Below are 26,545 nucleotides of genomic sequence, written 5' to 3'. Positions count from 1 at the left end.
ATGGGAGACCAGGCTCGCGGTCAAACGATGATGGGACCCGGCTCGTACACGCTTCCTGTCGCCGCGGATATCTCATCCGCCAACGCAGGAGCACAACACAGCTCTCCTGAATCGTCCTGTGGGGCTTGCATGAGCCGTGTGCCGCGATGAGTGGCACGCACGGTTCTGAGGGGGGAGCGGCGGGGTAACCCGCCGCTCCTACCCGGCAATGCCTGCGGTGCAGAGCCGTTGGGGCGGGCTCAGATGTAGTCAAAGAAGCGGTCCCACCAGGTTCGTGGCTCGAAGTACGTACCGAGGTTGCTGACGCCGTCGTATCGGTTCCAGAGCAAGTGCTCGGAGACGGCGATGTAGCCGAGTGCTTCGAGTTCGTCGTCGATGGGGCGACGGTCGGCGGTGTCGAAGAGGACGTTCTCCTCTTCCTCGTCGTAGCTGCCGGGGTTCCCCAGCGTCACGGCGACGAGGTTGCCGTAGTTGCTGACCGTGATGGTGAGGTGGTCGCCGCTGACCGTCGCACTGGCGGGGATGACGATGGTGCCGTGATGGTTCGCGTCCTGGACGCCTCGATCGACGGTGCAGGTGCAGCGGAACCGCTGATCCAGCCTGTTGGCGAGCTGATCGAATCGCGCTCGGGTCGCGACGTGGTCGTAGCTCGCAGGGAACTCCATGCGGTCGGGATCGTCGAGGTCCCTCAGCAGAGCCCAGATGTGCTGGTCATCGAGGGGCATGGCCATCGTCTCCGTGTCGGTGGGGATGCTTGATGCGGTGGCTGACCTGCGCGGCGTAGGTGGCCCAGTCGCCGGCGGCCGCCTTCTGCCACTGGACGGCCACGTGGATGTGGACGCCGAGCATTCGGGCAAGGATCGCGGCTGGGAGCTCGGTTGTGAGGGTGAACAGCGCGGTGGAGCAAGTCGCCGCTGGCGAGGAGATCAGCGTCTCGTCGGTCGCCCGCGCCGCCGGCGTCCACCGCAGCCTGATTCACCGTCACGGAGACCTGCATGCGCCCGTCATCGCCCGCGCGAGCCGGCCCCCACCCGGCGCGACCACTGGAGCATAGGTCAGTCGCAAGTCTCTGCTGACCGACGTCGCGAACCTCACCGCCCGCAACAGGCGACTGGCCGCGCACATCACCCGGCTCGAACGACGCCTCTCCGAGGCACTCGGTCAGGCCGCCTGGGAAGCATCCGGCCTGGGCGCCCTCGCCGACGGCGAGACGCTCAACCGCAGGGTCGCCGAGCTGGAACAGCAGCTCCTCGACCTCCGCCCGAGTTCATCGACCGAGACGAAGACTTGGCCGCCGCCCGCGCAGCGAACCGCGAGCTTATGACGAAGCTCAACGGATGCCAGGCACCAGCCCGTTGATGTAGCGGTCGACCTTCGGAAACCGCTCGCGCCGGCGGAGGCCGACCTCTGAAACTGGTCACCATGAACACCCTGTCGATCAGGACACTGGGCCTGATCATCGAGACCGCGGTCGACAGCTGCAGCGGGACTGAGCTGAAGAACATGCTGATGATGACCGAGCTGGGTGACGGTGATCCGCCCAAGTTCACCAGCAAGGCCGAAATGCTGCGGCCGGCTCTGCTGAGGGCCCAGCGCTCCGCTACACAGGGGGACAACGCGAACGCGCACAAGGCTCTGCTGGAGTTCGTCCGACTCCTCGTCGAGAGCCTCAACCCGTTCTACCGCGACAAGCTCCCAGCTCTGACAGAAGCGATGTCGGGCGATGGCTTCGAGCTCCAGATCACCCGGAACAACTCGAAGCTCACCTGCCGAGTGCTGCCCAACGAACCCACAGTCGCCCCTCTCAACCCGGAGATCACCGCGCTGGAGGCGGAGCTGAAGGCGCGCGGCTACACCCAGGCGCTCGGCCACTACCAGCTGGCCGTGAAGCACTTCGCCGAACAGGACCACGCATCCTCGAACGGGCAGCTCAGGGCAGCCCTAGAAAGCTTGATCGTCAGCCTCGCCGTCGACCACGCTGGCTACACCGACAACGGCAAGGCCAACCAGGGCGGCGTCGCGATCAAGAGTCTCTACACTCCGGGCGGAAGACCGCCCGCTGCCCTCAGCCAGCCGCTGCCGGAACGCGACGGCGGAGCCATGCTTCAGGGGATCTGGGACATCTCGCACTCGAACGGCTCGCACCCGGGGCTGTCGGACGCGCAGGAGGCGCGTATTCGCATGCAGCTGATCACCGGTCTCGCGCAGTTCCTTCTCCGGCACTTCCCTATCTGAGCGCCGAGGGGGTTGTCGTCCGCGACACATGTTGCGGACAGCAACCCGCTTTTGACCTGCTCGGATAGTCCTTCCTGAACCGCCTACCCCAGGCGAAGGGCAGTGCAGGGCGCAGGCGCAGCGGCCGACGGCGGTGCCGTGGACGGTGCCGTCGTCGCCGGTGACGGGGGGCCGCGTCGGTGGCTCCCTTGGTGCGGGCACAGAAATCGCTCTGGACGAGGTGGTCGACGTCCGCCCCGGCGCGGAGCAGGGCTTAGGCGGCGGCGAAGCGGGCGGCGCGGGTGCTGCTCATGAGGTACCTCCGGGGCCGGGTGTCGGCCGGGCGGCCGCGCCGCTCACCACGGCGCCCCGACCCTGCGGCCCGCCACCACGGCGGCCGCCACCACCGAGGAGGACCTGGTAACCACCCAGCCCGACCACCAGGACGCGGCCGCGCCTCGGCCAGCCACCCTGCACGAGCTGCGCACCGCGCTGTCCCGCTACGGCCTGCCCGGCGACCGCGACCTGTTCGAGCGGGACCTGGCCGCCGCCCTCGACTCCTCCCCGATCGGCGAGCTGGACGCCGTCGCCGAGGTCATCGCCACCTACCGCCACCGCCTCACCCTGCGCACCAGCACCGAGGCCATGGCCTCCCTCGCCGCGCCCATTGGCGGTCAGCAGTGGGCCCCGGCCAACGAGGCCTTCACCCCGCTCTGCGCCGCTGTCGGTGACCCCGGATGCCCTGCTGCCCCGCCCGGGATGAGCTGCAGCCACAACAACGTCGCGGCCTGCGGCAGACTCGGTGGCTGAGCGCGGCGCGCTCCGCTACCGCACCCTGGCCAGCGCCCGGATGCGCTGGACCATCCTTCGTTGCCGCCTGCCCTGCGCCGCCGTCCCGCCGTCAGGGCCGTGGCCGGCCCCGCCGTCGGCCCGTCACCGCACCGGTCACGCCGAAGACGGCGTGACACTGGGCAGTTGCCATCGAGCAGGCGGCTGGTGCACGTGCTGGGCGGGGGTACCTGCCGGATCGGCCTGCACCGGGTGCCCGGCCTGCCCGCCGACTGGGCGGTTGCCACGCCGAACCCGGCGAACCGGCCTGCGAGCGTGAGCGGCCCCGGGTATCGGTCGGCACTGCGGAGGTAGGAGACTGGTACCTGGTCCCGCCCGTACGAGAGCCTCTGGAGGAACCGGTGAGCGCAGCGCCCCTGCACGGCCATCACGACGGCCAGCAGCCCATCCCGCGCACCCAGGACGCCGTCGCCGCGGCCCTGCCGCCCGCGCAGCGGATGGAGTTCTACCGGGAGATGGGCGAGGCCAACGACGAGACGATCGGCGGCGTCCTGCGCCGTTGGTGGCTGCGAGCCAGGCTCTACCAGGACGCGGAGGGCGACCGCATCCACGCCGCCGTCCAGGCCGGCACCGCTCCCGGCACCCCCGCTTCGGCGGTCCTGCGCCGACTCGGGGCCCTGTGAGCGACTACACCGAGTTCCCGGACGACGACCCGATCACCCTCTCTCCAGCCGTTGAGGAATTCCTTGGCGACCCGGACATCCCCGCCGACGTCTTCTCCGCCGTCGTGGCGTTCATCGTCGACCTGCGCGAACACCCCTTCCCGCACCTGAGCATGCCCGTCCCCGGACGGTCCGGCATGCACTCGGCGCCGCTGCGCCGGGACCTCGGTCTGGTGGAGTACGCGGTGAACGAGAGCGCGGATCCGCCGCAGATCTACGTCTCCCGGATTCTGCGCGCGGACTGAGCGCGCCGCGGAGTCCCGAAGGGAGGGTCTCCGCGACCGTGGTGGGTTGTGCGTCGTCCGGGCGGTGGTCATGGTTCCTACGTGGTGGGTGGTGGGGTCAGCGCATCAAGGGCGTGGCCAGGGCGGCGGACCAGGCCTTGAGCTGCTGGGTCTGCCGGTACAGGACCCGGGTGTTCGCACTCCACTGCAGGAGCGGGTCGAGGGCGGCCCGGACCCGGGGGAGGACTGCCACGGGGTCGGGATGTTCGCAGGGGTACAGCAGGCGCAGCACGGCGGCGGTGCGTTCGCCGATCAGGTGGGCGAGGGTGCGCCGTTGCTTGTCGTCCGAGGTCCTGGCGGGTGGTGACGAGGGCGCGCCAGCGGGCGCGGACGGCGTCGGGTCCGTCGGACCAGCGCGCGGGGAAGGGAAAGTGGAGCTCCCGGCCGGCTCGGGAAGTGGGCCGCGACAGCCGATGCGCGGAACGCGACCGCCGCTGCGGAGCGGATCGGGTCTTCCGCTCCGTCCCTTCGGCTTCTCCTACCCGACCGCCGCCGCCGTCACCGCTGCCCCCAGTCCCACGGGGCCAGCCGGGCGCCGCGCAGGCACGCCACTTGGTGGACCGCCAGGTCGCGGGTCCGGGAGTCGAGGCGGGCGCGGCGCACGGTGTCCATCACGGCGGTGAGCACGACGACGTCCCGCACGACCTGGTAGCCCGACCACGCGCCGATGCGGTCGCAGGGCATCGCGGCGTCGTCGGTGCGGCCGTGCGTGGTGTAGGTGCGGTGGTAGGCCTGCAAGTCGTCGCGGCGGCCGCGCAGCAGCTCGTTGCTCCAGCGCGCGGCGACCAGGTCCCACTCCCGGTGGCCGCGCCACAGCGGTCTGCGCAGCGCCAGCCGCGGGTGCGTCCCGCCGTCGTGGCAGTGAGCGAGTCGTCGGGCGCCGAGGATGACGGTGGGCGGGGTCGGCCAGTCGATGCCTGCCCACTGCGCGCGCAGCCAGGCAGTGCACTCGAACAGGAACCGGCGGGCGGACTCGCTCAGCGGGGTGTCGTCCAGGCCGTCCAGCAGGCCGGCGAACGGGTCGTGGTCCTCCAGCCACAGCGCGGACCCGGGATGGATCCGGTGCACCGCGGCGGTCACCCGGGCGCTCAGTGACTCGTCCCGGCGCCGTTCCCCGGGGTCGTGCCAGAAGGTGACGGCCCGGCCGGCAGCCGTGCGCACGCCGCCGTAGTACGGGGTGACGACGGCCACCCGGTGCTGTTCCAACAGCTCCGCGCCCCGCACCAGCGCCCATGCCTCGTCCTGACCCGTGTGTACCAGGGCGATCGCGCGCGAGGCGGGCAGCGACCAGACGTCGTGGGGGTGGTCGCTGACCAGCTCGGCGTGCCGGGCGTCGTCGCCGGTGGCCGCGCAGGCCTGGGCCAGGGCCACGTAGGACGCTGTGACGTCCTGTCTGCGGGTGCGGCCGGTGGTCTCGAGCAGCGCGCTGGTGCTCGGTCCGATGCTCACGGAGCGGTCCTCGGGTGCGGAGTCGACGGACACGGTGTCCTGCGGGCTCGCCCCCCGGCGCCGGTGGTCCGGCCGGGCCGTTCCAGGGCGATCGGGCCGTCGTGCCCGGCGACCGTCCGGCCCGCCCCCCTCGGCGCCCTCCGGAAGCAGGCGATGACCGCCCCGCGGGTGGTGGTGATCGACAGGTGGGGTTCGTCCAGCCGTCGGCGGATCCTCACCTCGTTGCCGACGAGACCCGCGGGGAGCAGGTAGAGGTTGCCCTCGAACGGCACGAGTCCGCGGGGGTCGACCCTGCGCTGGACGCAGATACGCGCCGGGAACGGCTTCGAGGGCAGGGGCAGCAGGGCTCGGGTGCGGCAGCCCGACGGCCGGTTCCGGCTGCCCAAGCGCTCGGTCAGGCGGTCGAGGCTGTCCTGGGCCGCCTGCACGCCGGGTTCGCCGGTCGCGGTGTCCCACCAGTGGAGGACGACGGAGCGGTGGGCGCGGACGACCGGGTTGGGCGCTCCCGTCTGCGGGCGGATCGCGATGGAGGCGCCGTAGTGGATCGCGATCTCGTGGAAGACGGCGGTCACCTTGCCGGCCGTCGAGCAGACCGGCGCGGTCCGGTCGAATAACCAGCGCTCGCCGGTGCCGCCGAGGCGGCGCAGCACCTGGTCCAGGGCTTCCACGCAGTGCGGGAGGTCGGTGGTGCCGGCCAGGGCGGCCCGCCAGTGGCCAGATCGCGTGAGCGAGCCCATGAGCAGGTACATCTCTTGCCCGCAGTCCCATTCGACGGGTGGGGCCGGGAGCCGTACCCAGTCGAACTGCACGTCTTCCAGGGGGCCTCGGCCGGGGCTGGCCCTCCCGCGGTGGCGCGGTCCGCGACGCGGCCACATCAGATGCCTGCGCAGGGCGCGGGTGAAGGTCGAGTAGGCGCGGTTGTAGCCCAGCTCGACGATCTCGCCGTGGAGCGTTCTCGCCTGCAGGTGCGGATCGTCGTCGAGGCGCTGCCGGCAGTACGGGACGAACTGCAGGAACTCGTCACGGGTCTCCGCCCGGACCCCTACGGTCCGCTCCCCGTTGAGGTAGGCCGTGACCGTCTTGCGGTCACGGCCCATGCACCGGGCGATCGCCGAGATGGACCAGCCCTGGTGGCGCATGGCGCAAATCTCTCGGTATTCCTCTGCACTCAGCATCCAGACTCCCAGCTATCGGAATTTCGCCGCCGCAAAGCGCCTTGAATTAGCGGCGGCCGCCAGGCATGGTCGAAAAATACAGCATGCGACCGAACCACTCAAGGAGCGGAAACGTTTCTTTCCGGATATGGCGTGGGCAATTTCAGGGAGCATGTTTACCGCCACCCCGACCGGGAACTCCACCCCGGCTCCCAATACAATCACGTACACTTATTGGGGAATTCTGCCGAGCGGCGCGGGAATTGCATATTGAAGGACGCTCGAATCGCGCGCGCCGTGAGGACCGGTGCCGAACCGTTCGTGCGGCGGGCACGGCCGGCGGGGTCCGGGACGGCGCGCGGCCTCACAGCGGCAGTCGGCAGGAAACCGTCTTGGTTCCGTCGACATGGAAACGGTACCCCCACGAGCCGGCGATGCTCTCCACCAGCAGCAGCCCGCGCCCGCCTTCTTGGGAGGCGGTTGCCCGGTACGCCCGGGGAGCAATCGCGGAGCGGTCCCGGATCCCGATCGACAGCCACCGCTGCTCGAGCGCGATGGTCACCCTGATCCGGTGCTCGCTATCGGTGTACCGGATTGCGTTCGTCAGGAGCTCAGAGGTCAGGAGTTCGGCGTCCTCGGTGAGGTGTGCTATATCCCAGAGGCTGAGAATGGCGTTCACGGCACGGCGCACGGGTCCCACGCAGTGGGTCTCCGGCAGGACGAACATGGTGACGCGCCGTCCCCGCGTGTCGTGCGGGCCCGAGCGTGGCGAGTCTGCGAAGGTCATGGCCGTCCCCCGATTCCCTCCCCCGGCAAGGCCGGGATCCCGTGCTTGGCGGTCCGGCAGTGGCTTGGCGCCGGCGGCCCGCAGTGAGCTCATGGGTTCTTCCTCGGCGGTTCGGTGCCGGCGGCGGCGTCCGACGGCCGGGCCGACCGCGGCGAGCGGGGAGCGATGATGTCCGCGGCCCGGGGCGTGGCCCGGCCGGGGGGATCCGGTGGAGCGTCGGCGGTCAGGCTGATGCCGATGTGCTGTGCGAGGCCGTCGGCGAGAGCTGCCAGCGTGGGGTGGCCCGCGACGAAGTCGCCGGCGAGCCTGACGCCGAGGGAGGCCTCCAAGCGGGTGCGCAGTTCGATGCGGAGCAGGGAGTCGAACCCGAGCGCGTTCAGCGGGGTCTGCGGGTCCAGGGTGCTGGCCCCCAGCCGGAGCACGGTGCGGATGTGTCCGGCCAGGTGGTCCTCGAGGACCGTGCGGCGGGCGAGGCCGGGTTCCGCGGCCCGCAGCTCGTCCCGGATGTCGCGCGCCGCATCCTGCCCGGACGCCTGTACGGGGGTGCCGGGTGCCTCGGGCGTGAAGAGGGCGAACAGCGAGGACGCCCGCCCGGCCGGGGGGATCCAGGTGTCCGGCGGGCCCGGGATCACGCCGGTGCGTACACGGCCGTGGGTCAGGAGCGCCGCCAGGGCCTCGAGTCCTTCTGCGGTGGGAATGGTCTGGTAGCCGCGGGCCGCGAAGCCGGTGGCGACCCCGGTTTCGCCCCAGGGCCCCCAGTTCACGGCCAACGTGGGCAGCTCCAGGGCGGTGCGCCAGGTGGCGAACGCGTCGAGCCACGCGTTGGCGGCCGAGTAGGCGCCCTGGCCCGGGTTGCCGAGCAGGGAGGCCATGGAGGAGTACAGGACGAACCAGTCGAGCGGCAGTCCGGTGGTGGCCTCGTGGAGGCGCCAGGCGCCGGTGACCTTGGGATGCCAGACGCGTTCGAGCTGGTCGTCGGTGATGTTGGACACCGCGGCGTCGTCGAGGACCATCGCGGCGTGGACCACGCCGCGCAGTGTCCCGCCGCCCGCGGTGGCCTCGGCCACCAGCTGCTCGGCGACGCCGGGCTGCGCGATGTCTCCGAGCACGACGCTGACGCGGGTCCCCTGTTCGCACAGTCCGGCGAGGACCCGTTCGGTCTCGGCGGAGGGGGACGTGCGTCCGTTGAGGACGAGGTGGGCGGCGCCTCGGCCCGCCAGCCACAGGGCCGTGGCGAGGCCGACGCCGCGCAGGCCGCCCGTGACGACGTAGGCGCCGTCCGCCCGTACCGGCGAGGGCGGGTCGCGCAGTACGGCGGTGGTGTGGCCTTCGCCGGGCACCGTCAGGACCAGTTTGCCGATGTGCCCGGCGCCGGCCATGAGGCGGAAGGCGTCGGAGGCCTGCGCGAGCGGATAGGTCCGGCACGGCAGCGGGGCGAGGGCGCCCTGGCGGAGTTCGGCGAGGACCTCGCCCAGCAGCTCGGCGAAGGTGTCCGGGCGGGTGTCCTGGAGCTCGACGAGGTCGACCGTGCTCATGGTGATGTTGTGCCGTAGCGGTGCGAGACCCAGCGGGGTGTCGGCGAGGATGTCGCGCACACCCAGCTCGATGAACCTGCCGAAGGGGCGCAGCGTTTCCAGTCCGGCCCTGATGGCGGGCCCGGAGAGGGAGTTGAGGACCACGTCGACACCCTCTCCGGCGGTGGCGTCGCGGGTCTGCTCGGCAAAGTCCAGCGAGCGGGAGTCCATGACGTGCCGGATGCCCATCGCGCGCAGGTACTGGCGCCTGTCCTCGCTGCCGGCGGTGGCGAGCACCTCGGCGCCCAGGCGCCGCGCGACCGCGATCGCGGCCAGTCCGGTGCCGCCGGTGGCGCTGTGGATCAGGACGCGCTCGCCGCCGGCGAGCCTGGCGAGGCGGCGCAGTGCGTACCAGGCGGTGAGGTAGGCGACGGGCAGCCCGGCGGCCGTCTCCGCGGGCAGGCCCGCCGGGACGGGGGCGACCGCGGCGGCGGGCAGGGTGGCGAAGGTCGTGAAGAGTCCGCCTCGCACGTCGGCGGCGAGGACGCTGTCGCCGACGCACACGTTCCTGACGCCCGGTCCGACTGCGGTGACCACGCCGGTGGCTTCGAAGCCGATGCGGTAGCCCGCCTCGTCGTCGGTCGCCAGCATGCCCATGGCGGTGAGCACGTCGCGGAAGTTCACGCCCGCGGCGTGGAGGCGCAGTTCGACCTCACCGGGGCCGGGGGCACGCCGTGGTGAGGTGGTCAGGCGCAGGGCGTCGAGGTCGCCGAGCCGCCCCGCGTGGAGCTGGAAGCGGTCGGCGCCGTAGCGCACGGTGCGGGTGACGGCGGCGGCGCGTTCGGTCTCCGACAGGGGGGTGTAGGACAGCCGGGCGATGTGCCGGGTGTCACCGCGCAGGGCGATCTCGTCCTCGGGGGGGTCGGCGAGGAGTTCGGCCGCGAGCCGGTGCAGGCCGGTGTCGGCACGGTCGGCGTCGATGAGGGTCGCCCGCAGCTCCGGGTGTTCGTGCGTCAGGACGCGCACGAGTCCGCGCAGGGCGCTCTGGGCGGGGTCGGCGGGCTGCCCCGGCTCCGGAGCGTGGGCGGACCGGGTGACGGCGAACAGGCGGGCGGGCGTGCCGCGCGCGATCGCGCTCTGTGCGGCGGCGAGCAGGCGGCGGGTGCGGCACAGCGCGATCGCGGCGGCGTCGTCCTCGGGCGCGGACGGCGCGGACAGGAGGACCACGGCGCACGGTGCGGGTGCGGAGTCCCAGTGCCGGGCGATGCTCTGCTTGAGCGGCTGGAGGGCGGCACTGTCGACGGGGACGTCGAGGACGTCGGTGCGGGCTCCGGCGAGCTCGAGGGCGTCCGCCAGTGCCCGGGCGGATCCGTCCGCCTCGCCGATGACGAGCCAGGGGCCCGGGGCGGGCGGTTCGAGGCCCTCCCGGCGCGGCACCGGCTGCCAGCGGGTCTCGAGGAACCACCGGTCGACGGTTTCGTCGGCCTCCGCGCCGCGGCGTACGAAGCGCAGCGCGTCGATCTCGACGAGGGGGTTTCCCGCCTCGTCCAGCAGCCGCACGTCCCCGACGATGGCGTCCGCGGCGGTGTGGGTGAGCCGGGCGTGCGCGTAGCAGGCGTCCTCGGGGGCTGCGAGGATCCGCACGGCGCGCATCCCGACTGGCAGTACCAGGCCGTGGCCCGGTTCGTCGATCAGGCCGGCGACGACGAGTTGGGCGCACAGGTCCAGGAGGACCGGGTGGATCCGCAGGCCGTGGCGGGCGGTGCGTGCCGGGTCCGGCAGCGTCACGCGGGCCCAGAAGCTGTCGCCCTGGGCGCAGGTGCGCAGCTCGGTGATGCCGCTGAAGGCGGGTCCGTGCTCCAGGCCCCGTGCGCGCAGGCTCGCGTAGAGGGCGTGCGGATCCAGGACGACGGGGTGGTCGGCGGCCAGTGCGGCCGCGGGGAGCACCGGTGTCCGGGGGGAGGCGTCGATGCGGCGCAGGACCGCGGTGGCCTGCCGTACCCAGGTCCCGTCCCTGTCGCGGCCGAAGACTTCGCAGTCGGCGCGGTCGGCGCCGGTCAGGGTGACGGTCGTGCCGACGGGCGTGCGGGCGTCGAGGTGCAGCAGCTCGCGGAAGCGGATGTCGGTCGCTTCGACATCGTGCGCGGCGCCGCGGAACACCTCGCCGGCCGCGGTCAGGGCCAGGGCGCAGTAGGCGGCGCCGGGCAGGACCGGCCGGCCGTGGACGCGGTGGTCGGCCATCCAGGGCAGGACGTCGGTGCCGGTGTCGGCGTGCCAGGTGTGGCGGGGCTGGTCGCCGGGCACCTCCGTGTGTGCTCCCGGCAGGGCGGCGGGGGTGCTCTCGGTGTGCGGGGAGGCCGCTGCGGGCGGGGTGGTGTCGGTCCAGTGGGGTCGGCGGTCGAAGGTCAGCGCGGGTACGTCGGCCAGGCGGCCGCCTGCGTAGAGGCGGGACCAGTCGACGCCGACCCCCGCGCAGTGCAGGGCGGCGAGCTGGGTGCGGAAGGTGGTGCGGTCGTCTTCCCCCTTGCGCAGTGTCGGCAGGATCACGGGCTCGTGGAGCAGGCCGGTCAGGCTCTGGGCGAGGGGGCGGGTGACGACGGCGTGCGGCGAGATCTCGAGGTACACCTGGTGGCGGTCGGCGGCGGCCGCGGCCACGGCGGCGCCGAAGCGTACGGGTCGGCGCAGGTTGGCGCACCAGTAGGCGGCGTCGAAGACCGGGGTGTCGCGGGGGTCGTCCAGGACGGTGGTGTAGAAGGGGACGGTCGGCCGGCTGGGGGTGAGCTCGGTGAGCTCGGCGGCGAGGTCCGCGAGCAGCGGGTCGACCTGGGAGCAGTGCGAGGCGACGTCGACGTCGATCAGACGTGCCACGAGTCCGCGGGCCTGCCAGGCGGTGGTCAGGTGCCGGACGGCGGCCGCGGTGCCGGCGACGACGGTCGAGTCGGGGGCGGCGACGACGGCCACCGACACCGTGCCGTCGCCGATGGCGGCGAGGTCGTTCTCGACGGTGGCGCTGTCGAGGCCGACGCTCGCCATGGCGCCGGCTCCGGCGATGCGGGTGAGGAGGGCGGACCGCCGGCAGATGACGCGGACGCCGTCGGCCAGGGTGAGCGCTCCGGCGGTGACGGCGGCCGCGACCTCGCCCATGGAATGGCCGATGACGGCGGCCGGTTCGACCCCGTGGTCGCGCCAGGCGGCGGCCAGGGCGACCTGCAGGGCGAACAGCGCGGGTTGCACGCGGCCGCAGCCGCTGACGTGTTCGCGGTCGCGGACGGCCCGCAGGACGGAGAACCCGGTCTCGGCGTCGATCAGCGCATCGGCTTCGGCCAGGGTCTCGGCGAAGGCCGGCTCGTGGTGGAGCAGGCCGTGCCCCATGCCCTGCCACTGCGAGCCCTGGCCGGAGAACACCCAGACGGGACGGCGGGTGACGCCCGCGCCCACGTGGCCGCGTACGACGCCGGGGTGGGCCCGGCCGGCTTCGAAGGACTGCAGGGCGTGCGCCAGGTCGCGGTGGGAGTCGGCCACCACGCCAAGCCGGCCGCGCCCGGGGGAGCGGCGCAGGGCGAGGGTGTGGGCGATGTCGCGCAAGGGGGTGGCGGCTCCCTCGTCCTCCAGCCAGTGGGCCAGGCGCGCGGCGGCGGCGGGCAGTGCGTCCGGGGAGCCGGCGGCGAGGAGGAAGACGTGGGGTGGGGCGGCCTGCGGCCGCGACGGCGGTGCGCCGGCGGGGACGGCGGCCGCGTGTGCGGCGGTGGCGGCGGTGGGAGTGCCGGGGAGGACGACGGTGCGGCGGCGGGCCGGGGCCTGTTCGAGGACCACGTGGGCGTTGGTCCCGGAGAAGCCGAAGGAGGACACCGCGGCCAGTCGCGAGGCCGTCCGGGTGGGCCAGGCGGACAGGCCGGTGGGGACGAACAGGCGGGTGCCCTCGGCGCTGATGGCCGGGTTCCACCGGGTGAAGTGCAGGTTGGGCGGGACGAGCCCGCGCCGGAGGCAGAGCACCGCCTTGATCAGGCCGATGACGCCGGCCGCCGGTTCCAGGTGGCCCACGTTCGTCTTCACCGAACCCAGCGCGCAGCGCCCCTGTCCGGTGCCGTAGACCGCGGCCAGGCTGGAGAACTCGACGGGGTCGCCGACGGGTGTGCCGGTGCCGTGCGTCTCCACCAGGCCCACGTCGCGCGGGTCGGTTCCGGCTCGGGCGAGGGCCTGGCGGTAGAGGGCCTGCTGGGCCCCGGCGGAGGGTGAGGCCAGGACGTCGGAGCGGCCGTCCTGGTTGACCGCCGAGCCGCGGACCAGGGCCAGGACGCGGTCGTCGTCCCGTAGCGCGTCCTCGAGGCGCTTGAGGACGACGACGCCGCAGCCTTCGCCGCGGACGAAGCCGTCCGCGGCCGCGTCGAAGGTCCGGCACCGGCCGGTGGGCGAGAGCATCCCCATGCGGGCGAAGGACATCGTCGTCCTGGCCCCGAGTACGAGGGTGACGCCGCCGGCCAGCGCGAGATCGCACTCGCCGTCGCGCAGGGCCTGGCAGGCCAGGTGGACCGCCACGAGCGAGGACGAGCACGCGGTGTCCAGTGCCACGCAGGGGCCCTGCAGGCCCAGCAGGTAGGAGATGCGCCCCGGGGCGACGCAGTGCCCGTTGGTCAGGACCGCGCCCTCGAGTTCCCGGGGGTGGCCGGCGAGGGACTCCATGTAGTCGGTGTAGCTCAGGCCCGAGAACAGTCCCGTGGAGGTCCCTGCCAGCCGCTCCGGGGGGAGCCCGGCGTGTTCGAGTGCCTCCCACGTCACTTCCAGGAGCAGCCGGTGCTGGGGGTCCAGGACGTCGGCCTCCTTGCCCGAGACCCCGAAGAAGTCGGCGTCGAAGCCGGCGACGTCGCCGAGGTATCCGCCCCACGGCGGCATCGGCCCGGCGGCGTGGGCCGGAGCCGCGGCCATGTGCCCCGCGCGGCCGATCGGCGGTTGGCCGACCGCGTCCCGGCCGGCTTCGAGCAGCCGCCACAGCGCGGCGGGCGAGTCGATGTCGCGGGGAAGCCGGCATCCCATGCCGACGACGGCGATGTGCGCGTCAGCGGCCCTCAGGTTCTCTGTGTGGCCCATCACATGCTCTCCTACGCGCTTGCGCGGACGGGGGTGGGGAGCGCTCGCCGTCCGGCGGTGCGGTCGGCGGATGCCGGGGTCAGTCGACGTCCGAGTTGCCCAGCAGGATCGCGCTCTTGACGCCACCGATCTGGTAGTTGCAGGTGAGCGCGTAGTCGAACTCCAGGTGCCGGGTGCGCAGCCCGGGGACGGGGTCGAAGCAGATGTTGTCGGCCGGCTCCTCGCAGTTCGCGGTGGGGCACACCTCCCCCCGCCCCAGCATCAGGAGGGTCAGGGCGACGCCCAGGGCTCCCGCCGGGGCGCCGTTGTGGCCGAAGCAGGCTTCCTGGGAGGTCATCAGGAGGTCTCCGACGGCGTCGCCGTAGAGCTGTCGGGCGGCGTTCGCCTCGAACGCGGTCACGACGACGTCGCCGTCGCTTCCGCCGTGGATGTAGGGGATCTGGCCGATGTCCCACCGGTCGCCGAGGCACTTGCGGATGGCGGCGACCAGCGAGGCGCCGTTCTCGTCGCTTGCGAGCGGGTTGGACAGGCCGTCGCGGGTCATGCCGTGCGACAGGACCTGGCCGTAGGTGAACGCCCCGCGCTGCTGGGCGTGGTCGCGGCTCTCCAGCACCAGGGTCACCGACCCCTCCCCGTGGTTCACGCAGTCGGCCCGCCGGTCGTAGGGCCTCATGACCCGGTCGAAGGCCGGGAGGAGATCGGGCATGCCGTCGACGCGGATCGTGTCGTAGGCGCGCTGGGCGCCGTGCAGCAGACGCTGGACGTTCTGGATCACGTCCACGCTGAACACGTCCACGCCGGTGACGACGACGAGGTCGGTCTCGCCGTCCGCGATCATGCGGCGGGCGTTGCCGATCTGGACGGCGGAGGACGCGCAACCGCACGACACGGTGAAGCAGGGGCCGCTCGTACGCATCAGCGCCCCTTGGACCAGCGCCACGTCGGAAGGGGTGAGTCCCTGCTGGGCCCTGACGAACAGCTCCATCGCCTGGTGCGGCGAGATGGCGCCCGCGTCGGCGTGCAGGACCTCGAGGTAGCTGGCGACGTTGGCGTCGATGCCCCCGCGCCCGACCAGGACGGCGGCGTCGGTGAGGTCGCCGTCCCCGATGCTCAGTCGGGCGTCCGAGCAGGCTTCCACGAGGGACACCAGCCCGTAACGGTGCGCGTTGGTGTAGTGCTGGGAGAAGATGCCCGGCAGTCCGGGCAGGCGCTCCGCGAACGCCGCGTCCGGCAGATCGACGGAGCCGTAGTAGACACCGTGGTGCTTGAGGCACGAGCGGCCGTTGGAGGCCACGTCCCAGACCTCGCCCGCGGTGAACAGCGGCTGCTCCTCGCCCGGCAGGCAGAACCCCATGCCGGTGACCACGGTGTCCCGCCCGCCGCTGCCGCCTCGCGGGCGCCGGCCGGAGGGCCCGCTCACGACGCGTCCCCACAGGTGCGGGGCTGACGCTCTGTCCGTACTCGTACGGGACGGTCGCTGGTCATTGCTCACCTCGGAGAGTGGGGTGGGGGGTGGGGTGGGGGGTGGGGTGGTGCGGAGCGGCGCCGCGTCGGTGTGCGGCTCCCGGGGCCCGGCGCCGGTGTCGGATGCCGGGCAGGCGGTGGCGGGCGCACCTACTCGGCGATGGCGGTCCGGTACGACCACTGGTAGACGGGCATCAGTACGCCGCCGACGTCCTTGAAGTCCTGCGTGATCTCGAAGTGCTCATAGCCGTTCCCGCGAGGGATCCTCAACCGGATCTCGACGCCCCCGGATTTCACTTCCCGAATCTCAGGAATGTCTCCAGGGCCGCCCTTGAGGAAGACGAGCAGACCGTTGGGCACGACACTCACCTTCCCATTCGGAAACGCAGAAGAATTCTTCGAGACGATCAGACGGCCGGTTGACGGCGTACATCCGGAATACCCCATGGAAAGCCGTTCAACCCAGGAACACCAACAGCGCATGAAGTGAGCCAGGGGCGCACTCGCACCGCAGCCACCGGATCAAGGGGACGCCCCGGAAGCCGTGATGCCGCCCGAACAAAGCCCCGATCCAGAATCACCGGCAAGAATAAGTATGAAAACTGCGCCACGCTCCCCGAGGCGCGCCGCGCCATGAGCATAGCAGCAGGTCAAAGGGATGTACTCGCCGACTTTCGAATACGATCTCCCCAGTTTGCGGGCGCTCCCACCGTGATTCCCTCCCAAATTCTCGAGAACTCCTCGACGGGCGTCCGGGAAGACCCTTGCCAGCGCTCACATAAAATACCCAGTGGCAAGCCTCCGGTCGCTTCCGACTCCGCTCGGTGAGGCGTCGAAAAAGTTGTGCGCCCCCGATCCGGCCTCATGCTCCCACCCTTATCGAATTCCCTATTGCCACCCGATGGAGCCCGAACCTACCGTGAGGAAAACGCCTCCCCGACTCGGCCGCAACGGCCTTGTCAGGCGTTCGGAAGACGGAAAAGAGGAATCCTATGTCCCCGATTCTCCTCGCACTCGTCCCCTCGCAGGGTCCGGCAACCGGGGGTAGCCCCGTGCTCCTCGTCGGCACCGGACTGACCGGGGCCACGGCGGTCCTGTTCGGCGCCACCCCCGCGCTCAGCTACACCGTCCAGTTCGACGGCGCCATCTCGGCCGTCGCCCCGCCCGGGACCGGGACCGTCCCGGTCACGGTGGTCACGCCCTCCGGCACCAGCAACAACCTCAGCTACACCTACCAGCCGCCGACCCCGCCGACCATCCTCGCGCTCGTGCCGCCCATCGGCCTGGCCACGGGCGGTCTGCCCGTCCTCATCGTGGGCCACGGCCTGTCCGGCGCGACATCGGTCCTGTTCGGCGCCACCCCGGCCTCGAACTTCACCGCGCTGGGCGACGGAGCCATCCTGGCCGTCTCGCCGGCCGGAAGCGGAACCGTCCCCGTCACGGTGACCACGCCCGCCGGCACCAGCAACGGCGCCTCCTACACCTACCTGTAGGACGGCGGCCGAACCGCCGGTCCGCGCGCGACATGATCCGGCGGGATGAGAACAGTGAGCTCCGACAGCAGGCGCTGTCGGAGCTCACTGTTTGTCGGACGCTCGGCCATGGGGCGGGGTTCCGATGCCCGCGCCGCTCCCGAGAGTGGCGGCGACCCTAGTGTGATGCGCCACAAATCGCGAGGGTAAGTTCTGCTCTGCCGGCGGATTGATCTTGGTGAGGCAGTCCGCGAGGGACGCGCTCGACCTGGTTGATCCAGGAGGAGCCGGTCGGCGTGAAGTGGACGTGGAAGCGCGGGTTCCTGGCCGGCCATGTCCTGATCTCGGCGGTGTTGTGGGTGGCGTAGTTGTCGCCCACCAGGTGCACGTCGAGTTCGCGGGGCACGGCCTTGTCTATCGTGGCCAGGAGCTTCTTGAACTCGATGGCCCGGTGGCGGCGGTGCAGTTCACCGAGGACGGTGCCATCGGCGATGTTCACACTAGATCGCCGGTGCGGCGGTGTAGGTGTAGGCGAGGCCGTTGCTGGTGCCGCCGGGGGTGGTCACGGTCACCTGCACCGTGCCCGAGCCCGCGGGCGCCGTGGCGACCAGGCTGCTGTCCGACACGGCGGTGAAGGCGGCCGGCGCGGACCCGAAGGCGACCGCGGTGGCAGCGCCCAGCCCGCTGCCCGTCAGCGTGACCGTGTTCCCGCCCGAGGTCGGCCCCGCCCCGGGAACCACGCTCACCAGCTGGGGAACGGGAAGGTAGGTGAACGCCACACCGTTGCTGGTGCCGCCGGGCGTCGTCACGGTCACCTGCACCGTGCCCGACCCCGCCGGAACCGTCGCGGTGATCTGCGTCGCCGACACCACCGTGAACGACGAGGCGTTGACGGCACCGAACCGCACCGCCGTCACCCCCAGCAGATTGCTTCCGGTGACGGTGACGGTGGTTCCGCCGCTGACGGGGCCTTCGCCGGGGACCACAGCGGTGAGCTGGGGGTTGCTCAGGTAGAAGTAGGGCACGGGGAGGCTGGTTCCGCCGGCCGTGGTGACGGTGACGCCGGACGGCCCCGGCCCCCCGGCCGGCACCGTCGCGGTGATCTGCGTCGCCGACACCACCGTGAACGACGAGGCGTTGACGGCACCGAACCGCACCGCCGTCGCCCCCGTGAACCCGCTCCCCGTCAGCGTGACCGTGTTGCCACCGGACGCCGGCCCCTGGGCCGGGACGATCGTGGCCACCACCGGTACGGCGGTGTAGGTGTAGGCGAGGCCGTTGCTGGTGCCGCCGGGGGTGGTCACGGTCACCTGCACCGTGCCCGAGCCCGCGGGCGCCGTGGCGACCAGGCTGCTGTCCGACACGGCGGTGAAGGCGGCCGGCGCGGACCCGAAGGCGACCGCGGTGGCAGCGCCCAGCCCGCTGCCCGTCAGCGTGACCGTGTTCCCGCCCGAGGTCGGCCCCGCCCCGGGAACCACGCTCACCAGCTGGGGAACGGGAAGGTACGTGAACGCCACACCGTTGCTGGTGCCGCCGGGCGTCGTCACGGTCACCTGCACCGTGCCCGACCCCGCCGGAACCGTCGCGGTGATCTGCGTCGCCGACACCACCGTGAACGACGAGGCGTTGACGGCACCGAACCGCACCGCCGTCGCCCCCGTGAACCCGCTGCCCGTCAGCGTCACCACCGACCCCGCCGCCCCCGACGCCGGACTGACCGAACCGATCACCGGAGCAGCGACCGCGTACGTGAACGCCACACCGTTGCTGGTGCCGCCGGGGGCGGTCACCGTCACCTGCACCGTGCCCGACCCCGCCGGAACCGTCGCGGTGATCTGCGTCGCCGACACCACCGTGAACGACGAGGCGTTGACGGCACCGAACCGCACCGCCGTCGCCCCCGTGAACCCGCTGCCCGTCAGCGTCACCACCGACCCCGCCGCCCCCGACGCCGGACTGACCGAACCGATCACCGGAGCAGCGACCGCGTACGTGAACGCCACACCGTTGCTGGTCGCCCCCCACCACCACGCCACCACGGTCACCTGTACCGTGCCCGACCCCGCCGGAACCGTCGCGGTGATCTGGGTGTCCGACAGCACCGTGAACGACGAGGCGTTGACGGCACCGAACCGCACCGCCGTCACCCCCTCGAACCCGCTGCCCGTCAGCGTCACCACCGACCCCGCCGCCCCCGACGCCGGAGTGACCGAACCGATCACCGGTATGTTGTGATCAACCATGACATACCTCCATAGGGTTGTGCAGTCTCCGAGTTGACGGATGTCGTGCGTGCGCAAACGGCTTCAGAGAGTCGGTTGTTCGCCCGGGGATGCGCGACGACGGGCGCCGAGGCGGGGAGCCCCGGTCGACGGAGGGAACATCGACCGGGGCTCGTCAGGGGTGCGTCGCTGGGCGGGTCAGGCGGAACAGACCGGCTCGTCCCAGTGAAGGAGCTCGCCGCCATCCGCCCGGTCGCCGTTGCCGGAAGCCTCCCCGGGACGGCCAAGACGCCGTCCTCGGCCGATCCGCCCCCGGCGCCGCCGGTGCTTGCCGCGGACGGACTCGGCCGAGCGCATCACGGAGGAGTTCCGTTCGAAGGCGTGGCCGTCGTCGGCCGCGGTCGCGCGCTCCGTCCTCGACGGTCCACCCGCAGGTTGACGGCCCACCAGCACCGTCGGCACGTACCACCCCAGCAGATGACCCCAGCACCACAGCGCTGAAGTCGTCCGTCGGCGGTCCGGGGGAGGGGGGCCGGCAGACCACCTGTCCGCCGCACGGGCCAGCACGCCTCGGAGCCTTTGGATCGCTTGCATGACGCCTCCTGGCGTATGTAAGCCGCCGCATCCGCCGGCACCGCTGAGACGGTGCCGGCAGATGGATCCACGTCCTCCACGGGGGTGCCCATCGCGAGCCGTACGTCACCCCGCCGCCTGAAGCAACAGCGGGCGCCGACTGCGCGCTTCCCCCGGGAGGGATGGGCGGCCCGCCGGTTGGATACGGAAAAGTAACCCAGAGGCGTGAAATCGGTGACAAGTCTTCCGACCTTCTTTCACCCGCTTGGCGCAGCGCCCGACCGTCTCCCGAAATCCGGGAAACGGCCGATTCCGTAGCGCGCGACCCGACGCCGATCAGCGAAAACGGACACCCTTCGGGGAATTTTCACGCTGATTCCCCACCCGGCGGGATCGCGACTTCCCGACCCGGGGTTGCGCCGCGGAATCGGTCCGGGCGGGACCTGCGCGAGGACGCTTGGAGGTTGTCGCAGCGGGCCGGGTCGACCGGCCTCACAGCCGTGTCATCCCCGGCACGCCCGGCACCGGCCAAGTCGCTGACCTGCGAAGTCCTGCCAGTGACCCCGGGTCGGCCGTCCGCCGTGGGATCCGGCCGCAAAAGCCGGGACCCGGGGACGTCATGTGACGTTGCGGGTGATGTCGACGAAACGCGAGTAGTGGCCCTGGAACGCGACCGTCGCCGTGAATGTGCCGCCCATGCGGTTCTTGGCCACGATCAGGTCCCCCTCGCCGGCGCGCGGAGAATCCTTCGCGTAGGCGTCCTCCCGGTGGAGCAGGATGATTGCGTTGGCATTGGCCTCGATGCCACCGGATTCCCGCAGGTCGGCCATGGCGGGTTTCTTGTCCGCGCGCTGCTCGACGCACCGGTTGAGTTGAGCGGCCACGACCACCGGAATATTGAAGGCCTTCGCGAGTATCTTGAGGCCGCGGGCGAGTTCGTCCACTTCGGTCGTGCGACTGGTGGCCCGGCCGGTCTCGGGGGTCGTCAACTGCAGGTAGTCGACCAGGAGGACGGCCGGGCGCCGTCCCTGGGACTGCACGCGGCGCAAGCAGGGAACGCAGCCGGGGGATGCTGACCTCCTCGCTCGTGTCGACGGTCAGCGGAGGGACGCCGGCCAGGGCGATGGCCCGCAGCCGCCGTGCCTCCTGCTCCTCGTCCAGCGTGCGGTCGCGGCTGCCGTGCAGGGGGACAGGGGCTTCGGCAGCGACCCATGCGCTGGATCACCTGCGTATGCGTCATCTCCAAGCTGTTCAGGTAGACCGGGATGGCATCCGGGCAGAGCAGCATGCTGCCCAGCACGGACTGCTCGGCCGACCGGCTGCGCTGCGGACGGACCAGAAGAGGAGTGGACCGAGTTAGAGGACAGGGTCGGGGTGCTTGAAGCACCTCCTGACAGCACTTCAAGCACCCCGGGTGCTCGAAGCACCCCCCGGGACGTCCGGTCCTGCGGACCGTTTCGTCCCCTTGTCGACCCGGGGCTTGCGCGGCGGTGCGGGAGCGAGCGGCGGCCGGTCCTCGGCCGTCAGCGGTCGTCACACGTCCAATGCGGAGCGTGGCGGGGTGTGCGGCGGCGCTCTTCACTCCACGGCTCTTCAGCGCGCCGGGTAAGGTCCCGCCGCGGCCTCGACGCGGGTGGCTCCGTCCTGCGCGCGGCGGCCGTGGACTCGGTACTCGGCCTCCGCCCGATCGCGGCGCCCACGGCCGCCGGCCCTTGCGCGATCGGGCGGCCGGCTCCGTTCCCCCGGGGCCGGCGGGGAACCGGGCGGCGGGTACGACGGGACGAGGCTGCCCGGGCGCGGCCGATGACGGTCCCGCCCGGGCAGACGGCCTCGTCGGCCGTGCGGTCCGGTGGCCAGTGGCCTGACTTCCGGATCAGATGCCCGGGCCGGCGACGTACGTGAACGCGCCCACGGCGGTCGCGCTGCCGCCCGCGCTGGTGACCGTGACGTCGACGGCCCCGGCGGTGCCGGGCGGCGTGACGGCGGTGACGACGGTGTCGCTGACGACGACGAACGGGGCCGGCGTGCCGCCGAAGGTGACCGACTGGGTGCTGCTCAGGGAGGTGCCGGTGATGGTCACCGGGGTGCCGCCGGAGGTCGGGCCCACGCCGGGAACGACAGTGGCCACGGTGGGCGCGTCCACGTAGGTGTAGGTGAAGCCGTTGTTGGTTCCGCCCGCAGTGGTCACGCTCACCCCGACCGATCCGGCGGCCGTGCCCGCGGGCACGGTGACGCTGATGAGGCCGTCGCTGACGACGGTCGGCGTCGCGGTGTTGGCCCCGAAGTTCACGGCGGTGGCGGTCGACAACCCCGTGCCGGTGATGGTGACGGTGTTGCCGCCGGCCAGCGGCCCGGAGGTGTCGCTGAGCGCGGCCTTGAACGGCGCGCCGACGTAGTAGAAGCTGAGCGGGTTGCTGGTGCCGCCCGGGGTGGTCACGGTCACCTGGGCCGTCCCGCTGCCCGACGGCGCGATGACGGTGACCGAGGTGGGGGTGTTGGCGGTGATGGTGGCCAGCTTGGAGCCGAAGTGCACGGCCGTGGCCCCGGCGAGGTTGACGCCGGTGATGGTGACGATGGTTCCGCCGCCGGTCGATCCCTGGTTGGGGGAGATGGGCACGACTGCCTCCTTGAACGAGGTGGGTGAAGGCCGCGACGGCGGGCCCAGGAGGATCGCAGGTTACGCACGGTGTGGGTCGGACCAGGCCCCGGCGGGGACGCAACGGACGGCCGAGGCGGTGAACCGGGCGCCGGTGGGCCGGTCCACGGGTGTGGCCGGGCCGCTTTCCGGGCGTGAGGACGAGACCGTCCTGGATGGATGTCGCCGGTCGCGGTGGCGGGCGGATCGTTCACGCCCCTGCCAGGGGAGCCCATGGCGCCACGGTAGTGACCGGCCGTACGGCAGCCGACGCCCCACTCCCCCGGAGAGGATGGGCGACCCACCGGATTGGAGCTTCCAGTAACCCATTGAGGTGACAAGCAGGCAAGGCACTTGACGTCACATCACCCGATTGGCGGCACGTTGCGGCTGGGAGCACGGCCCGCCCGGCGCGAACGCCCGGCCGCGTCGGACGCGCGGACCTTCCCGGCCGCACCGGCGGGGCCGTCCGTGGGTCGGTCCTCTGGCGGCCGCGTGCGCTTCCGGTGTGCGGCGCGCAGGCCCACGACGTGTCAACTGCCATTGACGCCCGGCCCGGCCGACGTCCGGGCACGGTAGCGGACGGGGGGCGCGCGGGTGCGCGCGCACATCCGCATATGCCACTGACCCTTTCTCCGAGCGGCGGTGCCGGCCGTGCGACCGTCCGGGATCGCTGCCGTGCGCGCCACCGCACGCCGGGCAGTGGCGCGACGGGCGGCCGGATGCGTGCGCGGCCCGGAATTCCGGGGAGGACCGCGAGCGCCGTCGCGCCCGCAGAGGTCTATTCCAGTCAACCATCCTCGCGTGCTTGCGAAAATTGTCAAGCATCCGACAGTCGAGATCCGGCCACTCTTTGGCTGACCTTCGCGTGCAGCTTGACACGACATGCGCGAGACCTTTGCCAATTGATTGCAGCGCGATTCGCTCACTCAAATTACACAGCAATCGGCGACGTCTTGAAAAATCCTTTCTGCTCCCACCTCGGGATTTCGTGTATATTTCCTGGCTTCCAATGGGTCCCACGAGGGAGCCGTAATCCGTATCGGATCCTTACAGGAGCAAAATTGCTGACCGGAGAGGAATACATCAACATCTGTGCCCTGCGATCCCGAGGATTGTCCATCGCCGCAATCGCCCGTCTCCTCGGCCGCGACCGCAAGACGGTGAGCTCCTATCTGAGCGGGAAGCGCACGGTCGGGGTCCGCAGCTCCGGCTGGGGCGAGTTCGAGCGGTTCATCCCCTACTGCCGCCAGCGGCTGCAGGACGATGCCCACTTCGAGGCGTCGGCGCTGTTCGCCGAACTCGTCGATCTCGGCTACAACGGCGGCTACTCGACCTTCACCCGCGCCCTGCGGACCCATCAGCTGCGTCCCAGGTGCCCGCTGTGCCAGCGTCCGCCCCGCACCCGCCCCGCTCGGCAGGACGACGCGGAGGAAGTGCACTTCCGCTGGTTCGTCTTCTGCGACCCCCCTGCGGACTGGGGCAGCACCCACGCCTGCGTCCTGGTGGGACGCCTGACCCGCTCCCAGCGCTGGAGCGCGGCGCTCGCGGAGCAGATCGATTTCGGCCACCTGGTCGGCTCCGTCGACCGGATCCTGCGCCAGTTCGGCGGGACCGGCTGGCGCTGGCGCTTCGACCGGGCGCAGCCGATCCACTGTCCGGGAGGCGGAAAGTTGACCACGGCGCTGGGCAGGGTCGCGAAGCACTACGGTGTCGTCTCGGATCTCGGTCCGGCGCGGCAGGACGCCGACGACGAGGCGATCGGGCAAGCGCTCGCCCTGTGGTGGCGGACCGGCGGTGCGGACACCGGCCCGCTGGAGGCGCAGGAGAGCCTCGACAAGCTGGCCAGGCTCATGCACACCCGCCAGGCCTTGGCACGGGGCGGCCACGACGGAAGCACCGTGCCGCCCACGCCGGTCCTGCTCGACCTCCCCCACGACCCGTACCCCGCCAGGATCAGCGTGACCCGCACGGTCTCGGCCAACAGCATGGTGTCGTACCGGGGCAATCTCTACGCGGTTCCGCGGCATCTGCACGGCCACACCGTGGAAGTGCGCCGAAGGCTCGGTGACCCCCTCCTGGCGATCGCGACCCCTCGTGGACGGGTGATCGCCCAGCATTCACTGGCGCCCGACGGTGCCAGCCTGTCGGTCATCGGCCACCGGCACGGGATCGGTCTCGAGCGCCCGCTCCCGGTGCCGAGGCCGGCCTGCACCAGCAGGATGTACAGTCCGCCGTCCGCCGAAGCGCTCGCGGCGGCCGACGCGCTCCGACAGGACACCCGCCAGGAGGACGGATTAGAGCCCGGTCGACAGGCCGGCGGTTCGTCGGCGCGCCGGTCCTGGCGGTGGACGGGTGTTCTCGACCGGATCCGGAAGGAGCCCACCGAGGAGGAGGAGCACGTCCGTTCCGAAGCCGTGATCCACCTCGCCGCGCATCGGCAGCACGACCCGACGCCGTACCGGCGAAGCCACACCGGCTCGGCGAGGCACCCGGACCGGACGAGATAGCGCGTACGACGGCCTTCGGCCTGCCGGACCCTGCACCGGACGTGATCACGTCCGGTGCAGGGTCCGGCAGGCCGCGCCCGAGGATGCGTGCGGTCCGGCCCCCGTCCTGCGCGCGGCCGACCGGAGCCGGGTAATTTCACAGACCGGCGGCAGGTAAAACGTCGGGAATTGCTAACCGAATTCCCCATCCCGCCCTTCCGGGCCCCGGACGCCGACCTTCCCGATAGTAACCCGGATGGAGTAGCGCAACTTTTGTATGAAGACTACTGAATTCGCCTTGGATTGCCGGAACATCAATTCTTCGCACCACCCTGCCCGTCCACACGCCCTGCCATCCGCGCTCGGCGGTGCAATACGTTCCGTTCATGCCGGCGCCCCGCCGGCATGAAACGCTTATTTTCGGAGGGGATTCGGATGACCCGTTCTCGTCTCGCCGCCGGCGTCGTCGCCGTCGCCATCGCAACCGGCGCTGCCCTCGCCATCGCCCCCGCGGCCCAGGCCGCGGAAGCCCCCGTGCCCCAGGTGTCGGCGTGTGCCGCCGATCTCGCGGCCGCGCTCGACAGCAACACGGCGGCCATCGACGCCGACATCGCCGGTGACACCGCCGGCGCCGGCGCCCACAACCTCCACACCCTCGTCATCCTGGCCGGAGCGCGGCACGACTGCTCCTGCCAGCACGCCCAAGTCCGCGCGGACATCATCGCTGCGGCGACCGACAGCGTCCGCGCGGCGGTGTCCAACTCGGTCGGCGACTCCGCTGCTGCACTGGACAGCGAGGACGCCGTGACGGCCGAGTTGACGGAGGCCCTGGAGATCGTCGAGTACTCCGAGGTGTGAGGTCTCGCGGCGTACGGGTACCCGTTGTCGACCTGCTCGGGTGCGGGGGCCCCGGCGGTCGGGCCGCGTCGTGGAGCCGTCCCCTTCACAGGCGCGGCACGACCGGCGCCGGCGCCGGTCGACAAGGCCTCGGCCTTCGAGGCGGCCGCCGAATTCGGCCCGCCCTTCGGAGACCGCCGTTGCCCGCATGGTCCGCGAAGGCCCGCCGGCGACCGGCGAGGTGGGCGCCGTCCCCACCTCGCCGCACGGCCTCACGGCACCGTGCGGGCGTGAGGAGTCCCCGGTGAAACCCGGACTTCGCAGGTGGGGTTTCAGGTCTCCAGCCGGCGTGGGCGGGTTTCGTCGATGCCGAGTAACGCGAGCAGCTCGGCCTGGATGCCGGCGGCGGTTGTCCTGCAGGAACCTGGGGGCCGCAGCGAGGGGGCCCTTGAAGTCGCCGTACCGGCGCTCGACGCGAACCGGACGCCGGCGGCCAGCAGGGCGGTCACGTTCGGGTAGGAGATCAGTTCGGAGTCGCCGACCATCAGCAGGTCGCGTTGCGCAGACAACTTCCGCAGAGCGGTCATCGCGCCGACCACCTGGGCGACCTCCGCCGTCCCGCCGCTGCAGGCGCGGTGGAACACCGGGATGCCACCGTCGCCGGTGACCGCCAGCCCGGCCTGGATCTGCTTGAGATCCGGGCGCCCGTGCCTGGCCTGCGGATACCCCTCCACCTGCGCCTCGTCATCCCCGTACAGGGAGACTGTTTTCACCGGGGTGAAGTAGAGCCACGGATTCGGTCTGTTGGGGAGCCAGTGGTTCTTCGGTGAGTTCGGGAGCCAGTAGGTGTGATGG

Annotated in this window: 19 protein-coding genes and 2 pseudogenes; 6 read left to right on the top strand and 15 right to left on the bottom strand. The window is 71.7% G+C overall.

Annotated features, from left to right (window positions below; genetic code table 11):
• Nucleotides 1-239: 239 nt before the first annotated feature.
• The gene (locus tag ACZ51D_RS41715; protein WP_465665527.1) at nucleotides 240-725 is read right to left on the bottom strand and encodes a hypothetical protein; all 486 of its coding nucleotides are present in this window, start codon (nucleotides 723-725) and stop codon (nucleotides 240-242) included.
• Between the two features lie 697 nt (nucleotides 726-1,422).
• Here ACZ51D_RS41715 and ACZ51D_RS41710 point away from each other — a divergent pair.
• Nucleotides 1,423-2,235 (top strand): hypothetical protein, encoded by an 813-nt coding sequence (locus ACZ51D_RS41710; protein WP_465665525.1) that lies wholly within the window; start codon nucleotides 1,423-1,425, stop codon nucleotides 2,233-2,235.
• Nucleotides 2,236-2,523: 288 nt separating this feature from the next.
• On the opposite strand, the gene ACZ51D_RS41705 is transcribed toward ACZ51D_RS41710, so the two are convergent.
• Nucleotides 2,524-2,829 (bottom strand): hypothetical protein, encoded by a 306-nt coding sequence (locus ACZ51D_RS41705; protein WP_465625596.1) that lies wholly within the window; start codon nucleotides 2,827-2,829, stop codon nucleotides 2,524-2,526.
• Between the two features lie 575 nt (nucleotides 2,830-3,404).
• Here ACZ51D_RS41705 and ACZ51D_RS41700 point away from each other — a divergent pair.
• Nucleotides 3,405-3,686: a hypothetical protein gene (locus ACZ51D_RS41700; RefSeq protein ID WP_465625598.1), complete on the top strand. Its 282-nt coding sequence runs from the start codon at nucleotides 3,405-3,407 to the stop codon at nucleotides 3,684-3,686.
• Nucleotides 3,683-3,970, top strand: coding sequence for a hypothetical protein (locus ACZ51D_RS41695; RefSeq protein WP_465665523.1), 288 nt, complete (start codon nucleotides 3,683-3,685; stop codon nucleotides 3,968-3,970). Before ACZ51D_RS41700 ends, ACZ51D_RS41695 begins: the two co-directional genes overlap by 4 nt.
• Nucleotides 3,971-4,067: 97 nt before the next feature.
• On the opposite strand, the gene ACZ51D_RS41690 is transcribed toward ACZ51D_RS41695, so the two are convergent.
• From ACZ51D_RS41690 to ACZ51D_RS41660, 7 genes are all read right to left on the bottom strand, one after another.
• On the bottom strand, nucleotides 4,068-4,202 hold the full coding sequence (locus tag ACZ51D_RS41690; RefSeq protein ID WP_465625602.1) for a hypothetical protein: 135 nt from the start codon (nucleotides 4,200-4,202) through the stop codon (nucleotides 4,068-4,070).
• 305 nt (nucleotides 4,203-4,507) lie between these two features.
• Nucleotides 4,508-5,458: a hypothetical protein gene (locus tag ACZ51D_RS41685; protein ID WP_465665521.1), complete on the bottom strand. Its 951-nt coding sequence runs from the start codon at nucleotides 5,456-5,458 to the stop codon at nucleotides 4,508-4,510.
• On the bottom strand, nucleotides 5,455-6,597 hold the full coding sequence (locus tag ACZ51D_RS41680; protein ID WP_465625606.1) for a Mu transposase domain-containing protein: 1,143 nt from the start codon (nucleotides 6,595-6,597) through the stop codon (nucleotides 5,455-5,457). Before ACZ51D_RS41680 ends, ACZ51D_RS41685 begins: the two co-directional genes overlap by 4 nt.
• A 379-nt stretch (nucleotides 6,598-6,976) precedes the next feature.
• Complete coding sequence (locus tag ACZ51D_RS41675; RefSeq protein ID WP_465625608.1) at nucleotides 6,977-7,399, bottom strand: ATP-binding protein; 423 nt, start codon at nucleotides 7,397-7,399, stop codon at nucleotides 6,977-6,979.
• Nucleotides 7,400-7,488: 89 nt separating this feature from the next.
• A complete protein-coding gene (locus ACZ51D_RS41670; RefSeq protein ID WP_465665519.1) occupies nucleotides 7,489-13,998 on the bottom strand; it encodes an SDR family NAD(P)-dependent oxidoreductase in 6,510 nt (2,169 codons plus the stop codon).
• A gap of 79 nt (nucleotides 13,999-14,077) precedes the next feature.
• On the bottom strand, nucleotides 14,078-15,352 hold the full coding sequence (locus ACZ51D_RS41665) for a beta-ketoacyl synthase N-terminal-like domain-containing protein (protein ID WP_465625655.1): 1,275 nt from the start codon (nucleotides 15,350-15,352) through the stop codon (nucleotides 14,078-14,080).
• Between the two features lie 260 nt (nucleotides 15,353-15,612).
• Nucleotides 15,613-15,822: a DUF5988 family protein gene (locus ACZ51D_RS41660; RefSeq protein WP_465625612.1), complete on the bottom strand. Its 210-nt coding sequence runs from the start codon at nucleotides 15,820-15,822 to the stop codon at nucleotides 15,613-15,615.
• Nucleotides 15,823-16,454: 632 nt separating this feature from the next.
• Between ACZ51D_RS41660 and ACZ51D_RS41655 the strand changes: the two genes are divergently transcribed.
• The gene (locus ACZ51D_RS41655) at nucleotides 16,455-16,955 is read left to right on the top strand and encodes an IPT/TIG domain-containing protein (RefSeq protein WP_188302620.1); all 501 of its coding nucleotides are present in this window, start codon (nucleotides 16,455-16,457) and stop codon (nucleotides 16,953-16,955) included.
• Between the two features lie 157 nt (nucleotides 16,956-17,112).
• Here ACZ51D_RS41655 and ACZ51D_RS41650 read toward each other — a convergent pair whose 3' ends face one another.
• From ACZ51D_RS41650 to ACZ51D_RS41630, 5 genes and pseudogenes are all read right to left on the bottom strand, one after another.
• The gene (locus ACZ51D_RS41650) at nucleotides 17,113-17,433 is read right to left on the bottom strand and encodes a transposase (protein ID WP_465625615.1); all 321 of its coding nucleotides are present in this window, start codon (nucleotides 17,431-17,433) and stop codon (nucleotides 17,113-17,115) included.
• A gap of 1 nt (nucleotide 17,434) precedes the next feature.
• Entirely contained in the window at nucleotides 17,435-18,451 is a 1,017-nt protein-coding gene (locus tag ACZ51D_RS41645) for an IPT/TIG domain-containing protein (RefSeq protein ID WP_465665529.1), read from the bottom strand.
• A 45-nt stretch (nucleotides 18,452-18,496) separates the two neighbouring features.
• A pseudogene (locus ACZ51D_RS41640) lies at nucleotides 18,497-19,177 on the bottom strand (IPT/TIG domain-containing protein); the annotation flags it as partial.
• Between the two features lie 1,169 nt (nucleotides 19,178-20,346).
• Nucleotides 20,347-20,769 carry a DnaB-like helicase C-terminal domain-containing protein gene (locus ACZ51D_RS41635; RefSeq protein WP_465625659.1) on the bottom strand — a complete coding sequence of 141 codons (423 nt, stop codon included), beginning with the start codon at nucleotides 20,767-20,769 and terminating at the stop codon, nucleotides 20,347-20,349.
• Nucleotides 20,770-21,602: 833 nt separating this feature from the next.
• The gene (locus ACZ51D_RS41630) at nucleotides 21,603-22,346 is read right to left on the bottom strand and encodes an IPT/TIG domain-containing protein (protein WP_465625617.1); all 744 of its coding nucleotides are present in this window, start codon (nucleotides 22,344-22,346) and stop codon (nucleotides 21,603-21,605) included.
• Nucleotides 22,347-23,479: 1,133 nt separating this feature from the next.
• Between ACZ51D_RS41630 and ACZ51D_RS41625 the strand changes: the two genes are divergently transcribed.
• Together ACZ51D_RS41625 and ACZ51D_RS41620 are read left to right on the top strand one after the other, a co-directional pair.
• Nucleotides 23,480-24,874, top strand: a complete 1,395-nt coding sequence (locus tag ACZ51D_RS41625; protein WP_465625619.1) for a Mu transposase domain-containing protein — start codon at nucleotides 23,480-23,482, stop codon at nucleotides 24,872-24,874.
• 414 nt (nucleotides 24,875-25,288) lie between these two features.
• Nucleotides 25,289-25,711: a hypothetical protein gene (locus tag ACZ51D_RS41620; protein ID WP_465665517.1), complete on the top strand. Its 423-nt coding sequence runs from the start codon at nucleotides 25,289-25,291 to the stop codon at nucleotides 25,709-25,711.
• Between the two features lie 311 nt (nucleotides 25,712-26,022).
• Here ACZ51D_RS41620 and ACZ51D_RS41615 read toward each other — a convergent pair.
• A pseudogene (locus tag ACZ51D_RS41615) lies at nucleotides 26,023-26,545 on the bottom strand (hypothetical protein); the annotation flags it as partial.

The organism is Kitasatospora sp. NPDC033851 (assembly GCF_055576085.1).
Note: the sequence above shows the minus strand (reverse complement) of the source record. Positions and strands in the feature narration are given on the sequence as shown.

What these genes read in the sequence shown, in the direction of transcription:
- ACZ51D_RS41665 (WP_465625655.1), bottom strand. Translation starts at nt 15,352, where the DNA reads ATGGGGTTCTGCCTGCCGGGCGAGGAGCAGCCGCTGTTCACCGCGGGC.
- ACZ51D_RS41715 (WP_465665527.1), bottom strand. Translation starts at nt 725, where the DNA reads ATGCCCCTCGATGACCAGCACATCTGGGCTCTGCTGAGGGACCTCGAC.
- ACZ51D_RS41710 (WP_465665525.1), top strand. Translation starts at nt 1,423, where the DNA reads ATGAACACCCTGTCGATCAGGACACTGGGCCTGATCATCGAGACCGCG.
- ACZ51D_RS41675 (WP_465625608.1), bottom strand. Translation starts at nt 7,399, where the DNA reads ATGACCTTCGCAGACTCGCCACGCTCGGGCCCGCACGACACGCGGGGA.
- ACZ51D_RS41620 (WP_465665517.1), top strand. Translation starts at nt 25,289, where the DNA reads ATGACCCGTTCTCGTCTCGCCGCCGGCGTCGTCGCCGTCGCCATCGCA.
- ACZ51D_RS41680 (WP_465625606.1), bottom strand. Translation starts at nt 6,597, where the DNA reads ATGCGCCACCAGGGCTGGTCCATCTCGGCGATCGCCCGGTGCATGGGC.
- ACZ51D_RS41655 (WP_188302620.1), top strand. Translation starts at nt 16,455, where the DNA reads ATGTCCCCGATTCTCCTCGCACTCGTCCCCTCGCAGGGTCCGGCAACC.
- ACZ51D_RS41670 (WP_465665519.1), bottom strand. Translation starts at nt 13,998, where the DNA reads ATGGGCCACACAGAGAACCTGAGGGCCGCTGACGCGCACATCGCCGTC.